The sequence below is a fragment of the Blautia obeum ATCC 29174 genome (assembly GCF_025147765.1).
GTDB classification, from domain to species: domain Bacteria; phylum Bacillota; class Clostridia; order Lachnospirales; family Lachnospiraceae; genus Blautia_A; species Blautia_A obeum.
The window spans coordinates 1,307,743-1,333,145 of record NZ_CP102265.1; the positions used below are offsets into that span (position 1 = coordinate 1,307,743).

The 25,403-nt window shown below is 41.7% G+C and carries 24 protein-coding genes and 2 riboswitches; of the genes, 22 read left to right on the forward strand and 2 right to left on the reverse strand.

The annotated features are described in order from the left end of the window. Nucleotides 1-21 precede the first annotated feature (21 nt). A riboswitch (glycine riboswitch) is annotated at nucleotides 22-95 on the forward strand. A gap of 10 nt (nucleotides 96-105) precedes the next feature. Then, nucleotides 106-205: riboswitch (glycine riboswitch) on the forward strand. A 155-nt stretch (nucleotides 206-360) separates the two neighbouring features. The 5 genes from NQ503_RS06230 to NQ503_RS06250 all read left to right on the forward strand — a co-directional run bounded on the left by NQ503_RS06230 (nucleotide 361) and on the right by NQ503_RS06250 (nucleotide 6,198). Beyond that, nucleotides 361-1,776, forward strand: coding sequence for an alanine/glycine:cation symporter family protein (locus NQ503_RS06230; RefSeq protein ID WP_005426410.1), 1,416 nt, complete (start codon nucleotides 361-363; stop codon nucleotides 1,774-1,776). A gap of 81 nt (nucleotides 1,777-1,857) precedes the next feature. Further along, nucleotides 1,858-2,325, forward strand: a complete 468-nt coding sequence (locus NQ503_RS06235; protein ID WP_227191110.1) for a TspO/MBR family protein — start codon at nucleotides 1,858-1,860, stop codon at nucleotides 2,323-2,325. 279 nt (nucleotides 2,326-2,604) lie between these two features. Then, complete coding sequence (locus tag NQ503_RS06240) at nucleotides 2,605-3,975, forward strand: NAD(P)/FAD-dependent oxidoreductase (RefSeq protein ID WP_005425144.1); 1,371 nt, start codon at nucleotides 2,605-2,607, stop codon at nucleotides 3,973-3,975. Nucleotides 3,976-4,074: 99 nt separating this feature from the next. Further along, entirely contained in the window at nucleotides 4,075-4,950 is an 876-nt protein-coding gene (locus tag NQ503_RS06245; protein WP_173904927.1) for an aldose 1-epimerase family protein, read from the forward strand. A 123-nt stretch (nucleotides 4,951-5,073) separates the two neighbouring features. After that, on the forward strand, nucleotides 5,074-6,198 hold the full coding sequence (locus NQ503_RS06250) for an Ig-like domain-containing protein (RefSeq protein WP_005425147.1): 1,125 nt from the start codon (nucleotides 5,074-5,076) through the stop codon (nucleotides 6,196-6,198). 73 nt (nucleotides 6,199-6,271) lie between these two features. Here NQ503_RS06250 and NQ503_RS06255 read toward each other — a convergent pair whose 3' ends face one another. Continuing rightward, nucleotides 6,272-7,501: a dicarboxylate/amino acid:cation symporter gene (locus NQ503_RS06255; protein ID WP_044925712.1), complete on the reverse strand. Its 1,230-nt coding sequence runs from the start codon at nucleotides 7,499-7,501 to the stop codon at nucleotides 6,272-6,274. A gap of 222 nt (nucleotides 7,502-7,723) precedes the next feature. Here NQ503_RS06255 and NQ503_RS06260 point away from each other — a divergent pair, with 222 nt between their 5' ends. The 17 genes from NQ503_RS06260 (at nucleotide 7,724) to NQ503_RS06340 (ending at nucleotide 23,467) form a co-directional block, all read left to right on the forward strand. Next, entirely contained in the window at nucleotides 7,724-8,347 is a 624-nt protein-coding gene (locus NQ503_RS06260; RefSeq protein WP_022388108.1) for a hypothetical protein, read from the forward strand. Nucleotides 8,348-8,401: 54 nt separating this feature from the next. Continuing rightward, complete coding sequence (gene larB / locus NQ503_RS06265) at nucleotides 8,402-9,160, forward strand: nickel pincer cofactor biosynthesis protein LarB (RefSeq protein ID WP_044925713.1); 759 nt, start codon at nucleotides 8,402-8,404, stop codon at nucleotides 9,158-9,160. Continuing rightward, a complete protein-coding gene (larC, locus tag NQ503_RS06270; RefSeq protein WP_005425159.1) occupies nucleotides 9,153-10,454 on the forward strand; it encodes a nickel pincer cofactor biosynthesis protein LarC in 1,302 nt (433 codons plus the stop codon). Before larB ends, larC begins: the two co-directional genes overlap by 8 nt. An 8-nt stretch (nucleotides 10,455-10,462) precedes the next feature. After that, nucleotides 10,463-11,314, forward strand: a complete 852-nt coding sequence (locus NQ503_RS06275; RefSeq protein WP_005425161.1) for a patatin-like phospholipase family protein — start codon at nucleotides 10,463-10,465, stop codon at nucleotides 11,312-11,314. Nucleotides 11,315-11,341: 27 nt separating this feature from the next. Continuing rightward, on the forward strand, nucleotides 11,342-12,067 hold the full coding sequence (tsaA, locus tag NQ503_RS06280) for a tRNA (N6-threonylcarbamoyladenosine(37)-N6)-methyltransferase TrmO (protein ID WP_005425164.1): 726 nt from the start codon (nucleotides 11,342-11,344) through the stop codon (nucleotides 12,065-12,067). A 116-nt stretch (nucleotides 12,068-12,183) separates the two neighbouring features. Continuing rightward, nucleotides 12,184-12,465 (forward strand): DUF2325 domain-containing protein, encoded by a 282-nt coding sequence (locus tag NQ503_RS06285; RefSeq protein WP_005425166.1) that lies wholly within the window; start codon nucleotides 12,184-12,186, stop codon nucleotides 12,463-12,465. Between the two features lie 141 nt (nucleotides 12,466-12,606). Beyond that, a complete protein-coding gene (locus NQ503_RS06290) occupies nucleotides 12,607-13,926 on the forward strand; it encodes an aspartate kinase (RefSeq protein WP_005425167.1) in 1,320 nt (439 codons plus the stop codon). Between the two features lie 232 nt (nucleotides 13,927-14,158). Beyond that, entirely contained in the window at nucleotides 14,159-14,386 is a 228-nt protein-coding gene (locus NQ503_RS06295; RefSeq protein ID WP_005425170.1) for an HPr family phosphocarrier protein, read from the forward strand. A gap of 112 nt (nucleotides 14,387-14,498) precedes the next feature. Beyond that, the gene (locus NQ503_RS06300) at nucleotides 14,499-16,859 is read left to right on the forward strand and encodes an ATP-dependent DNA helicase (RefSeq protein WP_005425171.1); all 2,361 of its coding nucleotides are present in this window, start codon (nucleotides 14,499-14,501) and stop codon (nucleotides 16,857-16,859) included. Nucleotides 16,860-17,022: 163 nt separating this feature from the next. Next, nucleotides 17,023-18,471 carry a serine hydrolase gene (locus NQ503_RS06305; protein WP_005425176.1) on the forward strand — a complete coding sequence of 483 codons (1,449 nt, stop codon included), beginning with the start codon at nucleotides 17,023-17,025 and terminating at the stop codon, nucleotides 18,469-18,471. 141 nt (nucleotides 18,472-18,612) lie between these two features. Next, nucleotides 18,613-19,299 (forward strand): iron-containing alcohol dehydrogenase, encoded by a 687-nt coding sequence (locus NQ503_RS06310; RefSeq protein WP_005425177.1) that lies wholly within the window; start codon nucleotides 18,613-18,615, stop codon nucleotides 19,297-19,299. Nucleotides 19,300-19,301: 2 nt separating this feature from the next. Further along, nucleotides 19,302-19,781, forward strand: coding sequence for a 2-C-methyl-D-erythritol 2,4-cyclodiphosphate synthase (gene ispF / locus NQ503_RS06315; protein ID WP_022388101.1), 480 nt, complete (start codon nucleotides 19,302-19,304; stop codon nucleotides 19,779-19,781). Nucleotides 19,782-19,840: 59 nt separating this feature from the next. Next, nucleotides 19,841-21,250, forward strand: coding sequence for a cysteine--tRNA ligase (gene cysS, locus NQ503_RS06320; RefSeq protein WP_005425179.1), 1,410 nt, complete (start codon nucleotides 19,841-19,843; stop codon nucleotides 21,248-21,250). Further along, the gene (locus tag NQ503_RS06325) at nucleotides 21,235-21,660 is read left to right on the forward strand and encodes a Mini-ribonuclease 3 (RefSeq protein ID WP_005425180.1); all 426 of its coding nucleotides are present in this window, start codon (nucleotides 21,235-21,237) and stop codon (nucleotides 21,658-21,660) included. Before cysS ends, NQ503_RS06325 begins: the two co-directional genes overlap by 16 nt. Next, nucleotides 21,657-22,400: a 23S rRNA (guanosine(2251)-2'-O)-methyltransferase RlmB gene (rlmB, locus tag NQ503_RS06330; RefSeq protein ID WP_005425181.1), complete on the forward strand. Its 744-nt coding sequence runs from the start codon at nucleotides 21,657-21,659 to the stop codon at nucleotides 22,398-22,400. The genes NQ503_RS06325 and rlmB overlap by 4 nt, the downstream gene beginning before the upstream one ends. Nucleotides 22,401-22,413: 13 nt before the next feature. Then, a complete protein-coding gene (sigH, locus tag NQ503_RS06335) occupies nucleotides 22,414-23,007 on the forward strand; it encodes an RNA polymerase sporulation sigma factor SigH (RefSeq protein ID WP_005425182.1) in 594 nt (197 codons plus the stop codon). Between the two features lie 130 nt (nucleotides 23,008-23,137). Further along, entirely contained in the window at nucleotides 23,138-23,467 is a 330-nt protein-coding gene (locus tag NQ503_RS06340; protein ID WP_005425184.1) for a hypothetical protein, read from the forward strand. A 123-nt stretch (nucleotides 23,468-23,590) separates the two neighbouring features. Here the strand turns inward: NQ503_RS06340 and NQ503_RS06345 are convergent, their stop codons facing one another. Further along, nucleotides 23,591-25,255: a glutamine--tRNA ligase/YqeY domain fusion protein gene (locus NQ503_RS06345; RefSeq protein WP_005425185.1), complete on the reverse strand. Its 1,665-nt coding sequence runs from the start codon at nucleotides 25,253-25,255 to the stop codon at nucleotides 23,591-23,593. Nucleotides 25,256-25,403: the final 148 nt, after the last annotated feature.

Genomic DNA, 25,403 nt, shown 5'->3' on the forward strand with positions numbered 1-25,403 from the left:
CGCAGTAACAGCAATAACGAGGTGAAGTTTGCAGGAAAGAGGTATAAGCCCACCGAAGGAGTAAAACTCTCAGGTATCCGTATTGTCGGACAGAAACTGTAAATGGATCGTATCTCTGGAGACGCCTGTTTCAGTACAGGGGCCGAAGGTGCAAGCGACGCGTAAGCGTCTTGAATCTCTCAGGCAAAAGGACAGAGGATGCTTTTGATAATTACATCCTGAAGTTTATTCTTTATTTTTATTCTTTTTTAATTGTCTGATTTATCTTGATTCTTAGCAGTTCAACGGAGAACGGTTCTTATTTTTTTATTCCCCTTTTTATGATGCTGAAAAATACATATGTAAGGAGAACTTTTTGAGATGTGGGAAGCAATCAATAATTTTTTAGTTGCAGTGGATGACAAGGTCTGGGGCGTACCGCTTATGGTATTGATCATAGCCGGTGGCGTTCTTCTTACCAGCAGACTTGGGTTCCTTCAGGTACGTCGTCTTCCATTGGCGCTGAAATGGATGTTCAAGAATGAAGAAGAGGGAGATGGTGAGATCTCCAGTTTTGCGGCACTGTGTACAGCATTGAGTGCTACGATCGGTACCGGTAATATCGTAGGTGTAGCAACAGCAGTCTGTGCCGGTGGTCCGGGAGCACTTTTCTGGATGATCGTGGCAGCATTCTTTGGAATGGCAACAAAATTTTCTGAAGGTCTTCTGGCAGTTAAATACCGTGTGGTTGCAGAAGACGGACACAGCCTTGGCGGACCATTCTATTATATCGAAAAAGGTATGGGACCAAAATGGAAATGGCTTGGCAAGATCTTTGCATTCTTCGGTGTTTGTGTAGGACTTTTCGGTATTGGTACATTCAGCCAGGTAAATGGTATTTCCAGTGCCGTACAGAACTTCTTTGACCCGGATAAGACAAATTGTATCAATATCCCGTTTCTGGGACAGTATTCTGTAGCAGTTGTTGTTTCTTCTCTGATCCTTGCATTCTGCGTGGCTGCGATCCTGATCGGAGGACTGAAACGAATCGCAACTGTAAGTCAGATCATCGTTCCTTTTATGGCAGTGATCTATATTATCTTCAGTATTACATTAATCATCTGTAATATTACAGAAATTCCGGCAGCAATCGTAACAGTTGTCAAAGCAGCATTTAATCCGAGTGCGGTAACCGGTGGTGTGGTTGGTTCTATGATCGTTGCAATGCAGAAAGGTGTTGCACGAGGAATCTTCTCCAACGAAGCTGGTCTTGGTAGTGCACCGATCGCAGCAGCAGCAGCTCAGACAAAAGAGCCGGTACGTCAGGGTCTGGTCAGCATGACAGGTACTTTTATTGATACGATCATTATCTGTACAATGACAGGTCTTTCCATTGTCCTGACAGGTGCATGGCAGGTAGAGGGAATTGAAGGTGTACAGGTTACTACTTATGCGTTTCAGCATGGACTTCCGTTCCCGGCTAAGTTTACAGCATTTGTATTGATGCTCTGTCTTGTATTCTTTGCATTCACAACGATTCTTGGATGGGATTACTACAGTGAACGTTGTCTCGAATACCTGACAAACGGACATAAGAAAAAAATCATCGTATACCGCTGGTTATACATCATTGCAGTATTTATTGGACCATACATGACAGTAAGTGCAGTATGGACTATCGCAGATATCTTTAATGGTCTGATGGCAATTCCGAATATGATTGCGCTGTTTGCTCTGAGCGGAGTTGTTGCAAAAGAAGCAAAAGATTTCTTTAAAGCAGAAAAACATAAGCTCTGATAAACGTAGATTTTAAAAAATGAATAAATCCTCCTGTTTTTCATACACTAGACTGTGAATATGAGAACAGGAGGAATTTTTTTGAAGAAAAAAACAAAGACATTGCTTACCTGCCTGGCTGTACCTCTGGGAGTCGGAGCGGTTTCAGGTTTTCTTACACAGGGAAGTATGAATACATTTGAAAAACTGAAACAGCCGCCCCTTACACCTCCCGGATGGGTGTTTCCAGTTGTATGGACCGGACTGTTTGCCATGATGGGAACGGCTTCTTATCTGGTTGCAATCACACCAAAAACTGAAGAGAGAAAGAAGGCACTGACTTTATACGGGATTCAGCTCGCTGTAAATTTTCTGTGGCCGGTATTTTTCTTTAACGCAGGATGGTATCTGTTTGCGTTTGCCTGGCTGTTGTTTTTGTGGTATCTGGTATATTTATGTACAAAAACATTTTCTGAAATTTCGAGAACAGCTGGTTATCTGATGATTCCATATCTTGTCTGGCTGACTTTTGCAGGATATCTGAATTTCTTTATTTTTTTGTTGAACTGATATTGTTGAGCGGGGCATTGTCTGGTGGGGCGGTGCCCTGTGTGACTTACTTGAAACTGGTGCTTGACAATGCTACGAAAATCACGTAATATAGGTAAGGAATATGCTTAACGCTAAATAGGTTGAACATTTTTCCAACTGCCGTAATGAATGGAAATGACATGGATTGTCATGAGAAATTCTGCGACAGCTTTTTTTATGCACAGGAGATGATTCCGGTGCAGATGGATGAGGGATACAAAGAGGGAAATTATGCTATACTTATAAGGAGGAAAAAGCATGAACTATGATGTGATCATTATTGGTGCCGGTCCTGGAGGGATTTTTGCAGCATATGAATTAATGAAAGAAATGCCGGACTGTAAGGTTGGAGTTTTTGAAGAGGGATATTCTCTTGAGAAAAGAAAATGTCCGATTGACGGCAAAAAGATAAAAAACTGTATCAATTGTAAGAGATGCTCGATTATGTGCGGATTTGGCGGGGCAGGCGCATTTTCTGATGGGAAATATAATATTACCAATGATTTTGGCGGAACGCTGTACGAGCATATTGGCAAGAGCCAGGCAATTGAACTGATGAAATATGTAGATGATATTAATATGGAATATGGCGGTGAGGGAACTAAACTTTATTCTACAGCCGGAACCAAGTTTAAGAAGCTCTGTCTGCAGAATAAACTGAATCTTCTGGATGCTTCCGTGCGTCATCTGGGAACAGATATCAATTATGTAGTTCTTGAGAATCTTTATAATGCAATGAAAGATCATGTGGACCTCTATTTTGATACACCGGTACAGAAGGTGGAAATATTAGAAGACGGATATCGTATAATCTGTGAAAAGGGTTCTTATGAGTGTAAGAAATGCATCGTTTCAGTAGGAAGAAGCGGAAGTAAATGGATGGAAACTGTCTGTAAAGACCTGAGGATTCCGACAAAATCCAATCGTGTAGATCTTGGTGTCCGCGTGGAACTTCCGGCAGTCATTTTCTCACATCTGACAGATGAACTGTACGAGAGCAAGATCGTCTACCGTACAGAGAAATTTGAAGATAACGTTCGTACATTCTGCATGAACCCGAACGGAATCGTAGTAAACGAAAATACCAACGGAATCATCACCGTAAACGGACACAGCTATGAGGGAGATGAGAAGAAAACAGACAATACCAACTTTGCACTTCTTGTTTCCAAACATTTCTCCGAGCCATTTAAGGACAGTAACGGATATGGTGAAAGTATTGCAAGACTTTCTAATATGCTTGGCGGCGGTGTTATCGTACAGCGTTTTGGAGATCTTGTACGTGGACGAAGAAGTACAGTGAAACGTGTGGAAGAGGGACTCGTAAGACCAACTCTTACCGCGACACCTGGAGATTTGAGTCTGGTACTTCCGAAGCGTATTCTGGATGGCATTATCGAGATGATCTATGCACTGGACAAAGTTGCACCGGGAACTGCAAATGATGATACTCTTCTGTATGGCGTTGAAGTCAAATTCTATAACATGGAAGTTGAAATTGATGACAATCTTGAAAGCTGTCATAAAGGTCTGTATGTGATCGGCGACGGAAGTGGTGTGACACATTCTCTGTCACATGCATCTGCAAGTGGTATTTATGTAGCAAGACATATCGCAGGACAGAAATAAATAAGTGGTATATGAAAGGCAGGCTCTTCGGAGTCTGTTTTTCTTTACAATTTTCTGATATACTGTAGGCATAAAATTACGTATGGAGGTATAGATTTTATGCATACACTTGAGAATGACCAGCTTTGTGTTACAATCAGTGATCACGGTGCAGAATTATCCGGAATTTTTGATAAAAAGAATGACAGAGAGATTCTGTGGAATGCAGATCCGTCACACTGGAAACGCCATGCTCCGGTTCTTTTTCCGAATGTAGGAAGATACTATGAAGATCATTGTCTGATTAATGGAAAAACTTACACTTCCGGACAGCATGGATTTGCCCGGGATATGGAATTCATCTGCGTGGAGGAAACGGAGAATTCGGTTACACATTTACTGGAATCCACGGATGAGACAAAGAAAGCATGGCCATATGAGTTTCAGCTGTATATTACACATACGCTGGAAGGTCGTGATCTGACAGTAGCCTGGAAAGTTGTGAACAAAGATCAGGAGATCATGTATTTTACGGTCGGCGCACATCCGGCATTTAATGTTCCGATACTTCCGGGTACGAAACGAGAGGATTATCATCTGACTTTCAGTGGACAGAAAGAGCTGACGTATCATCTGCTGGATACACGTTATGGTACAGCTATCCCGGATAAGGTGTATACACTTGTTCTCGAAAATGGAAGCTGCCAGATTACGGAAGGAATGTTTGATAAAGATGCGCTGATTTTTGATGATGGGCAGATTTCGAAGGCAGGGATTGCATTGCCGGATGGAACCCCGTATGTAGAAATTTCCTGTGAGGGATTTCCGAATTTTGGCATCTGGTCAGCCGGAGATGCACCATTTGTGTGTCTGGAACCATGGATGGGACGTTGTGATAATACCGGTTATGACAAAGAATTGTCTCAGAAAGCGAATATCAATATGCTTGAGCCAGAAGACGTTTTTGATAAATCATACGTGATATCTGTCAGATAAATCCAGGAAACTTATTTTTCCCTGACTTTTCTTTGCTATATTATCCCTTGTCAGTCTTTCGATGGTTGAAAAGTTCTGAAGAATATAGTACATTAGGTGTATAAAGAGAAAGGAGACAGGGGTATGAAAAAATCATTAAAGAAGGCATTATGTGGGCTGATGGCAGGTCTGATGGTCGCTGTAACAGTTCCGGCAGCACTACCGGAGGCTGTGTATGTGGCGGAAGTGCAGGCTGCAGCCAGAGTAGCAACGCCAAAGCTGGTATCCGCCAAAGCTTCAGGAAAATCCAAAATCGTTTTTAAATGGAAAGCGGTAAAAGGTGCCAGTGGTTATACTGTTTTTCGTAAGGAAAAAGGTGGCAAATGGAAGAATGTGGCAGAAGTAAAAGGTGCAAAGAAAACAGCATTTTCTGACACAAAAGTAATAACGGGAACACAGTATACCTACAGTGTGAAAGCATTTAAAAACACAAAAGGTAAGAAGACATTCAGCAGTTATAACAAAAAAGGAGTTACCGCGATCGCAGGACTGTATACATTGAAACTGAACAGTTCCAGAATTACTTTGAACCCGGGCAAGTCATATACATTAAAAGTCAATGGCACAAAGCTTACACCGGTCTGGAGATCAAGTAATTCAAAGATTGTAACTGTAAATAAAAAAGGTCGGATCACAGCCAAGAAAGCAGGAACAGCCAAAATTACCGCAACACTTGGTGGAAAGAAATTTGTATGTACAGTTACCGTAAAAAAAGCATCAGCCGCGGCAAACAAGCTGGCAAAGAATTATGCAAAAGTCAGAAACTATATTAATAAGAATGGCAGATACAGTGAGGATGGAAGCAAATATATTGAGGCTTCTATAGATGCAGAGACAACAGCTATTCTGTCTTATGATACAAAATCCGATAAGCTTGATATGGGACTGTCTTTGCAGATTAAAAAAGAGGGTATTATAAGTGCAATGGATATCCTTGTGAACTGTGCAAAATCAGATTCTGCAAGAGTCATTTCCGGAATATATGCAAGTGGAAACGCAGTCTATACAACAGCGACTATGAAAGCTTCCATATACAATGGAAAGCAGAATCTTGTATTTTATAATACAAATGGAAGCAGAGCACAGTCGGAAATTCAGGAAGCTGCAAATGCAACTCTTCAGGCGGCAATGGCAGGTACAGAATATCTGCTGAGATCAAAGCTGAATATGTCGTTAAAAGATCTTGGATTTAAAGCTTATAAATTATAAGTGAAAATTTAATTAAAATAAAAAAGAAAAGTGAACAGCCCGCGTGACTGCTCACTTTTCTTCTTATGTAAGTTTATTTATGTTCGTCGATTTTGAGGCGGCCCTTCAGTGCTACACAGCAGGCAAGGTCTCCAATAACATTGACACAGGTAGCACCCATATCGCACAGAGTATTGATGCTGATATATACGCCCATAACCCCGGCTGGAAGTCCTGCCATGGTAGCGAGCGCTGCAAAAGATGCAATTGCACCACCTGGAACACCCGGTGTTCCGACTGAAAGAAGTACGTTTGCCAGGAGTACAATAACCATCATGGAAATGCTGACATTGATTCCACATGCGTTGGCAAAGAACATGATCATGAAGGACATCAGAATGGATACAGCATCCATATTTACGGTTGCTCCGAGAGGAATCGCAATACTTGTGATCTTATTGGAAACACCCATTCCATCTTCCATGCACTGTTTACTGATCGGAATCGTAGCGGAGCTGGAGCATGTTCCGAATGCATTCAGTGCAGCCGGCATGATCGCCTTGAAAAATTTAATCGGACTTTCTTTACCGATTACTTTAACGGCAAGTCCATATACGACAAATGCAAAGATAAAGAATGCCAGGTACAGGATGATCAGCTGTGTAGCCAGTGAAATGATTGTTTCGGTACCATTTGCTTCTACAACCGGTACGATAGTACAGAAGACACCGATTGGGGTGAAGTACATGATCGTGCTGATAATCTTCAGGCACACTTCATTCAGTGAGTCGATCACATTCAGAAGCGGCTGACCTTTCTCACCTACTGCAATCAGGGTAAAACCGATGATGACGGCAAATACAAGAACCTGAAGCATGTTTCCCTGTGCGAAAGCAGATACAGGGTTGGACGGAATCAGGTTTTTGATGGTATCCAGAATATTGCTCATATCTGTAGCTGCAATATCAGATGTTGCCATTTCAAAAGAAACACCTCGTCCAAGATGGATCAGACGCGGGATGATCAGACCGGCAAGACTGGCGAGTGCAGTTGTGCAAAGGAAAAATACCATGGAAGCACCGGTAATCTTACCGGTGGTTTTAATACTTCCGATGCTGCAGATCCCCATGACAACGGAACAGAATACAAGTGGAAAGATCATCATATTCAGGGCATTCATGTAGATGCCGCCGAGAAGACTGGTAACTGTCAGAACCGGTGCAAAACAGTCCGCAAGAAACAGTCCGGTCAGGATACCGAGAAGCAGGCCGATAAAGATCGCACCGGTAATATGCTTCTGATACCAGGTATAAAATTTTTTCATTTTTCTCCTCCTCAAAAAAGTGGTATGTTTGGCAGAAATCCTCTTAAACATACAAAATATAACGAAAATTATAGCATGCACGCGCATTTGGTGTCAAGAAATCCTACAATCTTATAATATAGAAGGAATTTCTTTGGAAAAATTTATTTTATTTCATAAAAAAATATGATATAGTTACAAATATGGTTTTACATTAGAGAAACCTGACTGGGGGAATTCACGGTGAAGCAGACCATATTAGATAAAAATGAACTGGAATACTTTTTTGTAGAAGAATCCTATGGAGGCAATCAGGATCTGTTTCCAGATGTAACGATGCGTGATGGAGGATGCGGTGCAATAGCAGCTTGTGAAAGCTGTATTTATTTTGCCAGAACGAATGGAATAAAGAATCTTTATCCACATCAGTCGCAGGAAATCAGTTGGAAAGAATATCATGATTTTGCATATGTAATGAAACATTATCTTTGTCCGAGACCGAATGGAATCGATACGCTGGAACTTTTTATGGAAGGGTTTGGTGAATATCTTGCAGATGCGCATGATGACAGATTGCAGATGGAAGCTTTTCATGGAACACATACATATGAGGAAGCTGTTGAAGCTGTATGCAGACAGATTGACAATGCCTGTCTGATCCCGTATCTGATGTTGAAACATAAAAATGAGAAGGGCCCACTGGAGGACTATATCTGGCACTGGTTTATCCTTGCCGGATATGAAAAAAAAGAGGATGATCTTCTGGTCAAAGCTATTTCGTATGGGGAACATAAATGGTTTTCCCTGAAAGAAATGTGGGATACCGGATATGATAAAAAAGGTGGAATGATTTTGTATCATATATAGTAAGGAACGGGAGGATGTGATGAGCATGCTCCCTTGCTTTTAGGAGGTGCTGTTTTGGAAACCAGAGAGATACTAACCAGATTTAAAAATGGTGAACTGTCTATGGAAGAGGCGGAGCATTATTTTCGCAAAGAACCGTTTGAAGAAATGGATGATTATGCAAAACTGGATTCCCACAGAGAAATACGATCCGGATTTCCGGAAGTGATCTTCTGCAGCGGTAAGGCGGATCAGCATTTTGTTCATATTTTCAAGAAACTTTATGAGGATAACGGAGAAGTATTTGGTACAAGGGCATCCAGACATCAGTATGAACTTGTGAAAGATCTTCTTCCAGGGGTGGAATACGACGAATTATCTCACATTATTAAAATTGAAAAGAAAGAAAAAGAGCACATCGGTAAGATCGCGATATGTACAGCAGGAACTGCAGATATTGCAGTTGCTGAAGAAGCGGCACAGACAGCAGAGTATTTTGGCTCTCATGTGGAACGTATTTTTGATGTAGGTGTGAGTGGTATTCACAGATTGTTTTCCAGACTGGATGTGATCCAGGATGCGAATTGTGTGATTGCAGTTGCCGGAATGGAGGGGGCGCTTGCGAGTGTACTTGGCGGTCTTGTGGATAAACCGGTTATTGCAGTGCCGACATCGGTTGGGTATGGAGCGAGCATGAATGGACTGTCTGCACTTCTTACTATGATCAATTCCTGTGCAAATGGAATTGCAGTGGTAAATATTGATAATGGATATGGGGCAGGATACATTGCAACGCAGATCAACCGGCTGGCAGAGAGGGACTACTATGAGTAAAACATTATATTTGGAATGCTATTCGGGAATCAGTGGAGATATGACAGTTGCAGCACTTCTGGATCTGGGAGCTGACAGGGAGGTATTAAAGGAATCGCTGAAGAGTCTTCCGGTAGGTGGATTTCGGACAGAAATCACCAGGGTAAAAAAATCCGGATTAGATGCATGTGATTTCTCAGTTATTCTGGAACAGGATAATCACGATCATGATATGGAATATCTGCATGGAAGTGAGAAATCATATACAGGGCATTATGAACACAGTCATGAGGTGAATCATGAACATCATCATGGACATACGCATAGTCATGAGCATCCTTATGAACATCGTGGAATGAAAGAAATCACAGAGATCATTCAGAAGTCGGAAATGACTGTAAGAGCAAAGAAAATGGCAATGCGTGTATTTGATATATTGGCACAGGCAGAATCCAAAGCGCATGGAGTTCCGGTCGAAGAAGTTCATTTTCATGAAGTTGGTGCTGTAGATTCCATTGTAGATATTGCTGCAATAGCGATATGTATGGATAATCTGGATATTTCGAATGTGATCGTACCGGTGCTGTATGAAGGAACCGGTTTTATTCGTTGTCAGCACGGGCAGATTCCGGTACCGGTACCAGCCGTAACACATATTGCAGAAACACATAAATTAAAATTAAAAATCACAGACATACAGGGAGAACTGGTGACGCCGACAGGGGCAGCGGTGGTGGCTGCATTTCGTACATCAGACAGATTACCGGAAGATTTTACTATGTTGAAAACCGGCATTGGAGCCGGTAAACGCCAGTATCGTTGTCCGGGGATCCTGCGAGCCATGTTGATCCGGGAGACAACGGATCTACAGATAAAAGATATAATCTGGAAACTGGAGACAGATATGGATGACTGTGGTGGAGAAATGATGGGGCATGTTATGAATCTTCTTATGGCAAATGGGGCAAGAGAGGTGCATTATACACCGATTTATACGAAGAAGAACAGACCGGCCTATACGCTGACGGTAATCTGTAAAGAGAGTGAAAGAGAAAAGTTGGAAAATCTGATTTTTTCAGAGACAACAACGATCGGTATTCGAAGAGTGGAAATGGAACGTACGATTCTGCAAAGAGAAATTCAAAAGAAGGATACACCGGTCGGAACAGCAATTGTAAAAGCGTGCACATTACCGGATGGAAATATAAGATATTATCCGGAATATGAGAATGTGGCAGAACTGGCGGAAAGAAATCAGCTTAGTTTCCGTGAAACATATGACAGAATCAGGAGTTATTGGACAACAGAGAGGTGAGACAGAAGATGAAAACAGGACTTGTTTTGGAAGGCGGCGCAATGCGTGGAATCTATACAGCCGGAGTACTGGATGTTTTTTTGGAACAGGGGATACATTTTGACGGAGTGAACGGTGTTTCTGCCGGAGCACTGCATGGATGCTCTTTTGTATCCGGTCAGAAAGGAAGAAGCCTTCGTTATTTCAAAAAATATCGTAACGATAAACATTTTATGAGCTGGTGGAGTTTTCTGCATACAGGAGAAGTAGTAGGAAGACAATTTTGTTATCATGATATTCCGGAACGCCTGGATCCGTTTGACTATGAAGCATTTATCAAATCAGATACAGAGTTTTATGCGACCTGTACAAATGTAGAAACAGGAAAGGCAGAATATATCAAGATCACAGATATGATGACACAGATCGATGCGATGCGTGCATCTGCATCGATGCCGTATGTATCTAAAATTGTAAATTATAAAGGAATGAAGCTTCTTGACGGAGGATGTGCGGACAGCATTCCCGTGGAGGCGTTTAAAAGGATGGGCTATGACCGGATCGTAGTTGTACTTACCAGAGAAGCCAGTTTTGTTAAAAAACCGGAAAATACAAAAATGGCAGAAATACGCTATCACAAATATCCAGAATTTGTGCATACACTGCAGAACAGACATAACGTTTATAATCACAGTCTGGATGTTATTAAGGAACTTGAACGGAAGGGTGAGGTATTCGTAATCCAGCCGGATAAGAAACTGGATATCAGTCGAATGGAAAATAATCTGGAGGTCATTCAGCAGGTATATGATATAGGAGAAAAAGATGCCCACATCCGTATGAAAGCACTGAAAGACTGGATGAACTTGCCGGAAGTATAAATAGAAGCAGAAAAGCAGGAGATACTCATGTCAGAAGTATACGAAATGAAGGTTGTTGCAAGGATTCATAATGATTTTCCGACTAAATTTGGAATACCACATCAGAGTAACCGTTTGGAAACACTGAAGGCAACGATTGTTTTTGAACCGGAATATCGAGTAACAGAAGCTTTTCGCGGATTGGAAGAATACAGTTATATCTGGCTGATCTGGCAGTTTTCGGAAGCGGTAAGAGATACCTGGTCGCCGACGGTAAGACCGCCGCGACTTGGCGGAAATACCAGGATGGGAGTATTTGCAACACGATCTCCGTTTCGTCCGAATAATCTGGGGCTTTCTTCTGTGAAACTGGAAAAGATAGAATTTGATCAGGAACTTGGACCAATTCTGCATATATCAGGTGCGGATCTGATGAATGGAACACCGATTTATGATATCAAACCATATCTTCCTTATGCAGACAGTCATCCGGATGCAAAGGGAGGATTTACGGATCATATCAGAGATTATCGGCTGCAGGTGGAATTTCCGGAAGAACTGATAAAAGAAATTCCAACGGGACAGAGAGAGGCACTTCTTGAGGTACTGGCGAATGATCCACGTCCACGTTATCAGAACAGACCGGATAAAGTGTATGGACTGGCATATGGACATAAGGATATTCATTTTCAGGTGAGAGATGATATACTGACGGTTTGTGATGTGACAGAATTTTCATCGCAAAAATCCTTTGACAAACAAAACAATGTATGATAATATTTTTATATACAGTTAGCATATACTAACACAAAGCTTATTAAGCGGATCTATGGTCCGCTTTACTTTTAAAATGCGAGTTAGTTTAGAATAACAAAAGGAGAGGTGATGATATGAGCATCGTGATCGTAGGTGGTAATGAACGTATGGTATGTCAGTATGAGGATATCTGTAAAGGATATGGGTGTAAAGCAAAGGTATTTGCGAAAGAAAAAGGCGCTATGAAGAAAAAAATCGGGGCACCGGATCTTATGATTCTGTTTACAGGCACTGTTTCTCATAAGATGGTGAACTGTGCGGTAGAAGAAGCAAAGAAAAAGTCTATCCCAGTCTGCAGATGTCATACAAGCAGTGCGTCTGCTCTTGAAAGCATTCTCCGTGAATATTGTGCATAAAAATTAGTTTTTTATAAAGAAATACTTGCAAATCCCTGTGTTTTTCAATACAATAAAAGACAGATTTTCTGACTGAAAAGAAAAAACTGCTGTGAGGGAATGTGACAGCGGCAGGAAAACAGAAGGGTGAGAAGTATTATTATGAAAAAGGTTGTAAAATTTGGAGGAAGCTCTCTGGCCAATGCGGAACAGTTTCAGAAGGTTGGAGACATTATCAGAAGCGAGGAGAGCAGACGTTATGTGGTACCGTCCGCACCGGGTAAAAGATTTTCCGCAGATACAAAGGTAACAGATCTTTTATATGCATGTTATGATAAAGCAGAAGCAGGTGAAGATTTCAGCGATATTCTTACAGAAATCAAAAGCCGCTTTTATGAAATCATTAAAGGACTGAATCTGGATCTTTCTCTTGAAGAGGAATTCAGGCAGATTGAAGCAGATTTTAAGGCACATGCAGGAAATGAGTATGCTGCATCCCGTGGAGAATTTCTCAATGGTAAAGTAATGGCTGCATATCTTGGATATGAGTTTATTGATTCTGCGACAGTTATTCGATTTGACAAAAACGGAAATTTCGATGCCGATAAGACTGACAAACTTCTTGCCAAACGACTTCAGAAATGCGAAAGAGCTGTTATTCCAGGATTTTATGGTGGAATGGAAGATGGAACTGTTAAGACGTTTTCAAGAGGCGGTTCTGATGTTACAGGTTCTCTGGTGGCAAAAGCAATTCATGCAGATATTTATGAAAACTGGACAGATGTTTCCGGATTCCTGGTAACAGATCCGAGAATCGTTGAGAATCCGGCAGTGATCGAGACTATCACATATCGGGAGCTTCGAGAGCTTTCTTATATGGGAGCAACTGTTCTTCATGAAGATGCAATCTTCCCAGTTCGTAAAGAAGGTATTCCGATCAATATCCGTAACACAAACCGTCCGGAAGACAAGGGAACGTTTATTGTAGAGAGTACCTGCCGCAAGCCGAAATATGTGATTACAGGTATTGCAGGCAAAAAAGGTTTCTGTTCGATTAATATTGAAAAGTCTATGATGAACAGTGAAGTTGGTTTTGGAAGAAAAGTTCTTCAGGTATTTGAAGATCAGGGAATCAGCTTTGAACATGTTCCATCCGGAATCGATACGATGACGATATATGTTCATCAGGATGAGTTTGAAGAAAAAGAACAGCAGGTAATCGCAGGTATTCATCGTGCAGTACAGCCGGATTTTGTGGAAATGGAGTCCGATCTTGCGCTGATCGCGGTGGTAGGACGTGGAATGAAATCTCAGAGAGGTACTGCAGGACGTGTATTTTCTGCGCTGGCACATGCACATGTTAATGTTAAGATGATCGATCAGGGATCCAGTGAGCTGAATATTATTATTGGTGTGGAAAACAGAGATTTCGAAACAGCTGTAAAAGCAATTTATGATATTTTTGTTCTGACACAGATGTAAATAAGAAAAATTGGAATAATAAGAAAGATCCGGCGCCGAACCGGATCTTTTTCTCTTTCAAATTTTGTTCAAATATGATAGAATTCCACTAGAAAAAATCACAAAAATTTGTGCTATAGAAATTCAAAATTATGAAATTTATAGAAAAATATGAATAAAATTTTAAGTCTGTTGACAAATTCTCCTTGTAGTGACAAAATACGCCTAAAGTCTGATACAGGAGGATAAGCATATGGTTGAAAGACATATTAGATTAAATGCGACGGAAGATGTAAAGGAATTCGTAAATGAAGCCACCAAATGCGATTTTGATATTGACATTTCCTATAACAGAATTATTATTGATGCAAAATCTCTTTTAGGTATTCTGAGTATGGATCTTACCAGAGAACTTACAGTAAGATGTTATGGTGAGAGTCAGAGATTTAATGAAGTAATGGCAAAATTTGCTGTAGCATAATAGGTGTACAGTAAACAGAGGCGCGTATTCCGGGAACGGGTATGCGCCTTTTTGTGTAATAAGATACTGAGATGGCTTTAGGAATGGCAGTATTTTTATAGAAGGCAGGAGAATGATGGAAAAACCGGTAATCCGTATTTCGGTTCGTAACCTGGTAGAGTTTATATTACGAAATGGTGATTTGGAAAGTGGCGGCACAGCAGGCGATAAAGAAGCAATGCTGAAAGGAAGCCGCCTGCACCGAAAAATCCAGAAGCAGATGGGAAGCCACTATCAGGCCGAAGTTTCACTGAAAAAAGATACAGAATATGAGGATTTGATCCTGCGGGTGGAAGGACGTGCAGACGGAATTTTTACGCAGAATGAGAAAATCTGCATTGATGAGATCAAAGGCGTGTATAAGAATCTGGAACTGCTTGCGGAACCGGTTCTGGTACATCGTGCACAGGCGCTCTGCTATGCCTGGATCTATCTGGATGATCATGGATTGGAAGAGATTGATGTTCAGATGACGTATGCACATTTGGATACGGAGATGATCAAGCGTTTCAGGGAAACGATGACAAGGGAAGAACTGGAGAGTTGGTACCAGAGACTGTTGGATTCTTATCACAAATGGCTTTCTTATCAGATGAAATGGCGAGAAAAACGAAATCGGTCGATGGAAAAACTGGAATTTCCATTTATTTATCGAAAAGGACAGAAAGAGATGGTTGCGGGGATTTACCATGCAATTTCCAGAAAAGAACAGATTTTTATTCAGGCGCCGACTGGTGTTGGTAAAACGATGTCAGCTGTTTTTCCGGCGGTCCGTTCAATTGGAGAGGGAAAAGCGGAAACACTTTTTTATTTGACGGCCAGGACGATTACAAGGACTGTTGCACAGGATGCATTTGAAATTCTGAGAAAGAACGGGTTACTTTTTAAGACAGTTACGATCACAGCGAAAGAGAAGCTTTGCTTCTGCGAAAAACCAGAATGCAATCCAGAGACATGTCCCTATGCGAAGGGGCATTATGACAGAATCAACGATGCAGTATATGAATTGTGGACAAACGAGCAGTCGTTTGACAGGGAAACGATTCTTCGACAGGCAGAAAAATGGCAGGTATGTCCGTTTGAAATGAGTCTGGAGCTGTCTGTCTGGATGGATGCAGTTATCTGTGATTATAATTATGTATTTGATCCGAATGTATATCTGAAAAGATTTTTCGGAGAAAATATATCTGGTAAATACCTGTTTCTGATAGACGAGGCTCATAATCTTGTAGAAAGAGGACGGGAGATGTACAGTGCATCAATCTGCCTTGAAGATACCATACAAATACGAAAATTTATAAAACCCTACAGTCAGAAACTGTGGAAGAAGCTTGGAAAAGTGGTCAGTCAGCTTAAAGAATTGCGGAATGGATGTGATTCCTGGAAGGTACAGGAAAATGCGGGGGTACTTCCGATCAGTCTTCTGTCTGTACAGGGAGAGATGGATCAGCTTTTGGAAGAACCGCCGACACAGGAAGTGGCGGATGGAATTCTTGATTTCTATTTCACAGTGCGGGATTTTTTGAATATATCAGAACTGGTGGATGAAAATTATGTAGTCTATACGGCATTCGGAGAAGATGGCAGATTTTATATGAAGCTGTTTTGCGTCAATCCTGCGGGAAATCTGCAGAAATTCCTGGATAAAGGAATCAGCACGGTATTTTTTTCCGCAACTTTGCTGCCGCTCAAATATTACAGCAGGATGTTGAGCACAAGGAAAGAAAATTTTGGGATGTATGTGGAATCTCCGTTTGAACAGAAAAACAGATGCCTTTTGATCTGCAGGGATGTGAGCAGTCGGTATACCAGAAGAGGATATGAGGAATACCGAAAGATCGCGGAATATATTGCAAAAATGAGCTGGCAGAAAAAAGGAAATTATATGGTGTTTTTTCCATCTTATAAGCTGATGGATGATGTATGGCAGGTTTATCAGGAGGAATTTTCCTCGGGATGGGTGAGATGTATCTGTCAGCATGCTTCAATGACGGAAAGAGAAAGAGAGGAATTTCTTGAAGAATTTACAGAAGAAAGTGCAGATACGCTTGTCGGTTTCTGTGTGATGGGAGGAATTTTTTCAGAAGGAATCGACCTGATCGGAAATCGTCTGATCGGAGCGGCTGTCATTGGAACTGGTCTGCCACAGGTGAGTTGTGAGCGCGAAATCCTGAAAGAATATTATGATGCAAAAGGAGAGCAGGGGTTTGATTATGCGTATCGTTATCCCGGAATGAACAAAGTATTACAGGCAGCAGGCAGAGTCATACGGACCAGAAAAGACAGGGGGACGATTCTTCTGATGGATGAAAGATTTACAGGTCGGGACTACAGGATGCTGTTTCCCCGAGAATGGAATGATGCGGCTGTCTGTATTCTGGAAAATGTAGAACAGCAGCTTGGAGCTTTCTGGAAAAGGGAAGAAAAGAAATAAACTGGTAGAAAGAAGATGCCGGGAATCTGACAAAATATGTCTGCTTGACAGAAAGAAAATATCAGGTATACTATGTTCAATTACTATTGAAAAGAAGATGCAGAAGAGATTGAAAATACTGTGAACAAAGCATCAGAAAGAATATACAAAAAAGGAGAAATACATGAAAACTGGAAACAGTTTGAGAAGATGGAAATTTTTGACAGCTGGACTGACTGTAATGACATTGGGAATGTCCGGGATACTGCCAGTATCGGCAAGCAGCATGCTTTCAGTAACGGATGAAGCACAGATTCGTCCGATCAATGATGGTTCGGAAAAGTATCTGATGAAAAGTGATGGATTTTACTGTCTGAAAGATGATGGAAGTAAGGATGATACAGCAGCAGTTCATTATTTTGATCATGTCAAAATAGATGGAACCGTTTTGGATGGCTTTTATTATCATGATGAAAGTGGCTGCTTTCAGGCTGGCAGTTCACATATGGTGAAGCTCACAAAACTCAGCTGCTCAGAAAATCCAGATAATGCAGAAGAGCCAGTGGAATTTGACGGCTATTATATGGTCAATAATCTGGGTAAACTGACGGCAGCACCGCAGGTGCGCTATATCAGTAATTATACGGTCGATAAAACAACCTATGACGGTTATTATTATTTTGACGAAAATGGCAAAATGGTCACGGAACCGGGAACACATGAATTGGAAATGACTTCGAACGGACAGAAGTTTTCCGGGCTTTATTATTTTGGAGGAACAAATGGAGTGCTGGTGCAGGAAGCCGGCATGACAGAAGATGGATTTCCGGTAGATGAGACTGGCAAGGTGACCGGTCTGGAAAATCTTGGTATCGATACATTGAAACCACAGCTGGAAGCCATGATTTCCGGATATGACGGGAAATGGAGTGTTTATGTAAAAGATCTTGAGAGTAATGAAGATTTTGCACTGAATGATAAACCATTATACTCGGCAAGTCTGATCAAAGCATTTGTTATGGCAAAAACATATCAGGATATGGATGATGTTCTGAAAAATGAAGCTGCACAGATGAAAACAACAGTGGATAATACAAAAGTACAGGACAAAGTGAATACACTTCTGTGGAACATGATCACGGTCAGCGATAATGAATCCTGCAATGAACTGGGAAGATTGCAGTCAGATACATATGATTTTATAGATGGGGCAAAACAGGTAAATAAATATCTGAAAAAAGAGGGATATACGAAGACCAGTTATCAGAGCACACTGCATCCGTCAGCATCGAAACTCATTACACTTGGTGGGCATAATCAGACAACAGTTACAGACTGTGGAAAACTTCTTGAACGGATCTACAGAGGAGAATGTGTGAGCAAAGAGGCATCAGAAGAGATGTTGGATCTCCTGAAAAATCAGCAGAATACATCTAAGATTCCGGAAGGACTTGGTGTAGACGTTCCAACTGCTAATAAGACCGGTGAGACGGATGAAGACCAGCATGATATCGCAATTGTATATGGAACAAAAACAACATATATTCTGTGTGTGATGTCGGAGAATGCGTCCAATGCAATCGCCAACATTCGAAACATATCCAGAGTTGTCTATAATTATCTGAATCTGTAGTTGCTGTGTACGATGGCTTTCGTTGATTTTTTCCGGAAAATCATGTATAATAATAGATTGTAATAAAATAGGTTTTTTGTCTGCTGACATGACAGTGCTGAATGATGGCAGATGACAGTAAATACAGGAGGAGAGAAATAAATGCGAGTCGATGCAGATGACTTTGCCCGACCTTGCGGGGACGGGAAAATGCACCATGAAATAAAGGAAATACTGATTGAACCAGGAGCTGTAAATGCGCTTGAAGAAGCTATGTCAGAGGGATTTCTTAAAGAATATATATCTCCGCTTCTGATCTGTGACACAAATACGTGTAAGGCAACGGAGAAACTTATGGAAGATATTTTTGACCGATGTCAGGTTCTGGTTCTGGATGCGGATGATCTTCAGGCAGATCAGCATGCAATCGAAATTGTTGAGAACTATATGGATGAGGATATTGATCTGATTCTGGCTGTTGGTTCGGGTACTGTGCACGATATCAGCAGGTATGTGGCTTTTCAATATAAAATTCCTTTTATTTCCGTCCCCACAGCAGCAAGTGCTGAAGGTTTTGTATCTACAGAAGCAGAGATGGTCTGGAATGGTCAGAAAAAATTGATAGCCGCGGAAGCACCAATTGCCGTATATGCAGATACGGATATTTTTGCAAACGCGCCGACAGAACTGAACCTTTCCGGAGCGATAAGAGTGAACAGCAGTGATACATATCTGACCGAAAGAAAGATATCAGAGACACAGATCAAAGAAGGAGATCCGGATACCTGTGAGAAACTGATGTATGCATTGCTACGGTCTGGTGTTGCCGGTCAGGCAGAAGGAGAATGATTATGAGAGTTGGAATGGGTTATGACGTTCATAAACTGACGGAAGGACGGAAACTGATCCTGGGTGGAGTAGATATTCCGTGGGAAAAGGGACTCCTTGGACATTCTGATGCAGATGTATTGATTCATGCAGTTATGGATGCATTGCTTGGAGCCGCTGCACTTGGAGACATCGGCAAACATTTTCCGGATACAGATCCGGCTTATAAGGGAATTTCCAGTATTAAACTGCTGGTTCATGTGGCGGAACTGCTTAGAAAACAGGGATATGCAGTAGGAAACATTGATGCAACAGTGATTGCACAGAAGCCGAAAATGGCACCACATATTCCGCAGATGCGCAAAAATATGGCAGATGCACTTGGAATTCCGGAATCAAAGATCAATATAAAGGCAACGACAGAAGAAGGACTCGGATTTACCGGAAGAGGAGAAGGGATTGCTTCTCAGGCAATCTGCCTTCTTATCGAGAAACAGGACTGAGCTGCAGGGAACAGTTTTCTGGGATTCTGTTAAGAAGTAATATATCGGAGGAAAGAGACATGAAACTTTTTAATACAATGTCACGAAGAAAAGAAGAATTTGTACCTCTGGAAGAGGGAAAGGTACGTATGTATGTGTGCGGACCGACAGTGTATAATCTGATCCATATCGGAAATGCAAGACCGATGATTATTTTTGATACGGTACGCCGTTATCTGGAATATAAAGGATATGATGTGAATTATGTATCCAACTTTACAGATGTAGATGACAAAATCATCAAAAAAGCAATTGAAGAAGGTGTGAGTGCAGAGGAAATCTCACAGCGTTATATTGCCGAATGCAAGAAGGATATGGCTGGAATGAATGTAAAACCGGCAACGACACATCCGCTTGCAACACAGGAGATTGACGGAATGATCGATATGATCCAGACACTGATCGACAAAGAATATGCATATCCGGTAGCCGATGGTACTGTATACTTCCGTGTAAAGAAATTTAAAGAATACGGTAAACTTTCACATAAAAATCTGGATGATCTGCAGTCAGGATTCCGTTCCCTGCAGGTATCCGGTGAAGATCAGAAAGAAGATCCGCTTGACTTCGTACTCTGGAAACCAAAGAAAGAAGGGGAACCGTTCTGGAAATCTCCATGGTGCGACGGAAGACCGGGATGGCATATTGAATGCTCCGTTATGTCCAAGAAATACCTGGGCGAGGAGATCGATATTCATGCCGGTGGTGAGGACCTTGTATTCCCTCATCATGAGAATGAGATTGCACAGAGTGAATGCTGCAATGGAGTTCCATTTGCAAAATACTGGATGCACAATGCATTCCTGAATATCGATAACCGTAAGATGTCAAAATCTCTCGGAAACTTCCGTACAGTTCGCGAGATCGGAGAGCAGTATGATCTGCAGGTGCTTCGTTTCTTCATGCTGAATGCACATTACAGAAGTCCGCTGAATTTCAGTGCAGATCTGATGGAATCATCAAAAAATGCGCTTGAGAGAATTACAGAAGCAGCAGCAAGACTTCGTGACCGTCAGGCAGCAGCAACCGTACAGGAAGCAACAGAGGACGAGAAGAAACTGATGCAGGAAGAAGCTGCATTTGTAACAAAATTTGAAGAATCCATGGATGATGATTTCAATACAGCAGATGCACTTGCAGCAGTATTTGAGCTTGTTAAATTTGCAAATACCAATGTACAGGAAGGCAGCTCAAAAGAATTTGCAGGACATACACTTGAAGTTATGACAAAACTCTGTGATGTTCTCGGACTGACTCTTGAGAAGAAAGAAGAAATCCTTGATGAAGAGATCGAAAACCTGATCGCAGAGCGTCAGGCTGCCAGAAAGGCTAAAGATTTTGCAAGAGCTGACGAGATCAGAGGTCTGCTCCTGGATAAGGGGATTGAGCTGAAAGACACTCGCGAGGGCGTAAAATGGAAACGAATCTGATACAGCTGAAGGAACTGTTTCATTTGGAAGACCAGGATCTGCGGAGTTATTCTCCGCTGACACTGGCATATATCGGAGATGGAGTTTATGAACTTATTATTCGGACAATACTTGTTAAGAAGGGAAATTGTCCGGTAAACCGTCTTCACAAAAAAGCGAGCAGTCTCGTAAAGGCTGGAGCACAGTCTGCGATCATGGAAGTCATTGAAGAGGAACTGACACCGGAAGAACTGAGTGTTTATCGGAGAGGGCGTAATGCACATTCTCCGACAATGGCGAAACATGCGACGATGGCAGATTATCGCAGAGCAACAGGATTTGAGGCTCTGATGGGATATTTATATTTGAAAGAGGATTACACACGGATGCTCACTTTGGTCCGTATGGGAATCGGAGAGGACATATTATGAGTGAACAGATAGAAGGACGTAATGCGGTGCTGGAAGCTTTCCGTTCTGGCAAATGCGTAGACAAGCTTTTTATTCTGGATGGCTGTCAGGATGGTCCGGTAAGAACGATCGCGAGAGAGGCACGAAAGACAGACACCATTATTAACTATGTAAGCAAAGAGAGACTTGATCAGCTCAGTGAGACGCATGCACATCAGGGCGTGATTGCGCAGGTTGCTGCTTATGATTATAGTACCGTGGATGAAATTCTTGCAAGAGCAGAGGAAAAAGGTGAGGCACCGTTCCTTATTATTCTGGATAATGTGGAAGATCCGCATAATCTTGGAGCAATTATCCGTACCGCAAATCTTGCAGGAGCGCATGGAGTGATCATTCCAAAAAGACGTGCAGTGGGACTGACTTCTACAGTAGCAAAGACTTCCGCCGGTGCGATCAATTATACACCAGTTGCCAAGGTGACAAATATTGTAAGAACAATTGAAGAACTTAAAGAAAAAGGCATCTGGTTTGTTTGTGCGGATATGGGTGGTGAGACTATGTATGACCTTGATCTGACAGGACCAATGGGACTTGTGATCGGAAATGAAGGAGAAGGTGTCAGCCGTCTGGTAAGAGAAGCATGTGATTTTACTGCATCCATACCAATGAAAGGTGATATAGATTCTCTGAATGCTTCTGTGGCAGCAGGGGTCCTTGCATATGAGATTGTAAGACAGCGACTGGCAAAAGCAGGTAAATAAAGGGGAAACTTATATGGGCCGTTATGACCAGTACAGTGATGAGGAACTGATTGTCAGGCTGCGAGAAGGAGAGACGGAAATCTCGGATTACCTGATGGAAAAATATAAAGAATTTGTCCGCAAAAAGGCAAGAGCCATGTTCCTGATCGGGGGAGAGACAGATGACCTGATTCAGGAGGGCATGATCGGTCTTTTTAAGGCAATTCAGAATTATCAGGCAGATAAAGAAACTTCTTTTCGTACGTTTGCGAGTCTGTGTATTGACCGGCAGCTTTACAGTGCAGTTCAAAATTCCAACAGACAAAAGCATCAGCCGCTGAATTCGTATGTTTCATTGAGTGATGAGAATGAGTCTGATCATCTCGAGGGGTCCTGGTCAGAAGATCCGGAAGCACTTATTATTGATCAGGAAAGTACAAGAACTCTGGAACGCGAGATCACGAAAGTTTTAAGTCCGATGGAGAATAAAGTCCTGGATTATTATCTCCGGGGATACGGGTATGTGAAGATTGCAGAGATTATGGGAAAAACACCGAAATCAATTGATAATGCGCTGCAGCGTATCCGTGGAAAAATACGCAATTTTTCTGCACCTGTACAAAAGTGATGTTCTGTTATGCACAGAAACACTTTTCCCTTTCCTTTTTTGGATAAAAGTAGTAATATTATAACAATATCACATTGGAATATCAAAGAGAGTTCTCTTGGATATGAAAGTATGAAAGGAGAAGCATAATATGGCAAAGATCAATAAATATTGGGGATATGTAGCAGTTGGAGCGGTAGCTGCCGCTGCGGCAGGAGTTATCGCAGCACTTGTACTGAAGAAAGATCCGTTAGATGATTTTGATGACTTCGATGATGATTTCGAAGATGAGACAGGCGAAGAAGAAACTGCTGAGAAAGAAGAAAAGAAAGAAACAAGCGAAGATTTTGCATCCTGGGATGAAGCAGAAGAAGCTGTAGAGAAAGCAGTAGAAGAAACTGCTGATACAGCAGATGCAGAAGAGGCTGTTGAAGAAGTGATCAAAGAAGAAAAAGAAGACGAAGATACAGAAGAGGAATAAATAATCCTTCATGGATAAGTAGAACTGCTGTTTTATGAATGCACTGCATTTGTAGGACGGCAGTTTTTTATGTTAAAAAGAGAGACAGACCTTTATGGTCTGCCTCTCTTGAAATAGTTGTGTTTATTTAGGAAGTCTGAAAGAACTCTTCAGAGATACGATACGGTTAAATACCGGAGCACCTTCTTTAGAATCATGAATATCTGCACAGTAGAATCCGTTTCTTACAAACTGGAAACTGTCATAGCCTTTTGCTTCCATAAGAGCCGGCTCAACATAAGCAGTGACAGTTGTAAGAGAGTTTGGATTTACGTTCAGAGAACCATCTTCTTTGTTGTATACACCTTTTTCTTCGTCTACAATGTTTTCGTAAAGACGTACAGTTGCTTCTTTGGCATTTGTAGCTTCTACCCAGTGAATCGTTCCTTTTACTTTACGTCCGTCCGGAGCGTTTCCGCCTTTTGTTGCCGGATCATAAGTACAATGTACAACTCGTACTGTACCGTCATCATCTGCTTCATATCCTGTACAGGTTACAAAATAAGCATTCATCAGACGTACTTCTGTACCAACGAAAAGTCTCTTATATTTACGTGGTGGATCGATCATGAAGTCATCGCGTTCAATATATAATTCACCGCTGAATGGAATCTTACGGGTTCCAAGTGCTTCGTTTTCCATGTTATTCGGAGCATCGAGATATTCAACCTGTCCTTCCGGATAGTTGTCGATCACGAGCTTGATTGGATCCATAACTGCCATCATACGAGGGCGTTTTAATTTCAGGTCTTCACGGATACAGTACTCAAGCATTGCATAGTCTACGGAGCTGTTTGCTTTGGAGACACCGCAGAGATCTACGAACATTTTGATGGATTCCGGTGTAAAGCCTCTTCTGCGAAGAGCTGCGATGGAAACAAGACGTGGATCATCCCATCCGTCTACGATTCCGTCTTCAACCAGTTTCTTAATATAACGTTTACCTGTTACGACGTTGGTCAGATACAGTTTCGCAAATTCAATCTGTTTCGGCGGATGTGGGTATTCCAGCTCACGAACGACCCAGTCATAAAGCGGACGATGGTCTTCGAATTCCAGTGTACAGATGGAGTGTGTGATTCCCTCGATAGCATCCTCGATCGGATGAGCAAAGTCATACATTGGATAAATGCACCAGGTGTCGCCGGTTCTGTGGTGGGTCATATGAGCAACACGGTAGATGACCGGATCACGCATGTTCATGTTAGGAGATGCCATATCGATCTTGGCACGAAGAACTTTTTCTCCATCGGCATATTTGCCTTCTTTCATTTCTTCAAAAAGCTGGAGATTTTCTTCAACAGAACGGTTACGGTACGGGCTCTCTTTTCCAGGCTCTGTCAAAGTTCCACGGTACTGGCGGATCTCATCGGCAGTCAGGTCACAGACATAAGCTTTTCCTTTTTTGATCAGTTTGATGGCTGCTTCATACATCTGTCCAAAGTAATCAGAAGCAAAGAAAAGTCTGTCCTCCCAGTCAGCACCAAGCCATTTGATATCAGCTTTAATAGATTCTACAAATTCACTTTTTTCTTTTGTAGGGTTTGTATCATCAAAACGCATATTAAACTTGCCGTTGTATTCCTGGGCAAGTCCGTAATTCAAAAGAATGGATTTGGCATGTCCGATATGGAGGTATCCATTAGGCTCCGGTGGGAAGCGGGTGTGTACGGTATCATAAACACCCTCTGCAAGGTCTTTATCAATGATGTTTTCAATAAAATTTTTAGAAACGGTTTCGTTTTCCATCTCTTTCCCTCCTGAATGTTTCTTTAAAGGTTAATCATATCATAAAAACGCCGGATTTAAAAGATTTCAAGAGAAAAATATCGAGAAATAAATGTAAAAAAACACAAAGGCAAAAAAAACAAATTGCCTGTTGACAGGGTATGCTTTT

Coding starts and splice junctions, on each gene's coding strand:
- NQ503_RS06230 (WP_005426410.1), top strand. CDS start 361: ATGTGGGAAGCAATCAATAATTTTTTAGTTGCAGTGGATGACAAGGTC.
- NQ503_RS06240 (WP_005425144.1), top strand. CDS start 2,605: ATGAACTATGATGTGATCATTATTGGTGCCGGTCCTGGAGGGATTTTT.
- NQ503_RS06245 (WP_173904927.1), top strand. CDS start 4,075: ATGCATACACTTGAGAATGACCAGCTTTGTGTTACAATCAGTGATCAC.
- NQ503_RS06250 (WP_005425147.1), top strand. CDS start 5,074: ATGAAAAAATCATTAAAGAAGGCATTATGTGGGCTGATGGCAGGTCTG.
- NQ503_RS06255 (WP_044925712.1), bottom strand. CDS start 7,501: ATGAAAAAATTTTATACCTGGTATCAGAAGCATATTACCGGTGCGATC.
- larC (WP_005425159.1), top strand. CDS start 9,153: ATGAGTAAAACATTATATTTGGAATGCTATTCGGGAATCAGTGGAGAT.
- NQ503_RS06275 (WP_005425161.1), top strand. CDS start 10,463: ATGAAAACAGGACTTGTTTTGGAAGGCGGCGCAATGCGTGGAATCTAT.
- tsaA (WP_005425164.1), top strand. CDS start 11,342: ATGTCAGAAGTATACGAAATGAAGGTTGTTGCAAGGATTCATAATGAT.
- NQ503_RS06285 (WP_005425166.1), top strand. CDS start 12,184: ATGAGCATCGTGATCGTAGGTGGTAATGAACGTATGGTATGTCAGTAT.
- NQ503_RS06290 (WP_005425167.1), top strand. CDS start 12,607: ATGAAAAAGGTTGTAAAATTTGGAGGAAGCTCTCTGGCCAATGCGGAA.
- NQ503_RS06295 (WP_005425170.1), top strand. CDS start 14,159: ATGGTTGAAAGACATATTAGATTAAATGCGACGGAAGATGTAAAGGAA.
- NQ503_RS06300 (WP_005425171.1), top strand. CDS start 14,499: ATGATGGAAAAACCGGTAATCCGTATTTCGGTTCGTAACCTGGTAGAG.
- NQ503_RS06305 (WP_005425176.1), top strand. CDS start 17,023: ATGAAAACTGGAAACAGTTTGAGAAGATGGAAATTTTTGACAGCTGGA.
- NQ503_RS06310 (WP_005425177.1), top strand. CDS start 18,613: ATGCGAGTCGATGCAGATGACTTTGCCCGACCTTGCGGGGACGGGAAA.
- ispF (WP_022388101.1), top strand. CDS start 19,302: ATGAGAGTTGGAATGGGTTATGACGTTCATAAACTGACGGAAGGACGG.
- cysS (WP_005425179.1), top strand. CDS start 19,841: ATGAAACTTTTTAATACAATGTCACGAAGAAAAGAAGAATTTGTACCT.
- NQ503_RS06325 (WP_005425180.1), top strand. CDS start 21,235: ATGGAAACGAATCTGATACAGCTGAAGGAACTGTTTCATTTGGAAGAC.
- rlmB (WP_005425181.1), top strand. CDS start 21,657: ATGAGTGAACAGATAGAAGGACGTAATGCGGTGCTGGAAGCTTTCCGT.
- sigH (WP_005425182.1), top strand. CDS start 22,414: ATGGGCCGTTATGACCAGTACAGTGATGAGGAACTGATTGTCAGGCTG.
- NQ503_RS06340 (WP_005425184.1), top strand. CDS start 23,138: ATGGCAAAGATCAATAAATATTGGGGATATGTAGCAGTTGGAGCGGTA.
- NQ503_RS06345 (WP_005425185.1), bottom strand. CDS start 25,255: ATGGAAAACGAAACCGTTTCTAAAAATTTTATTGAAAACATCATTGAT.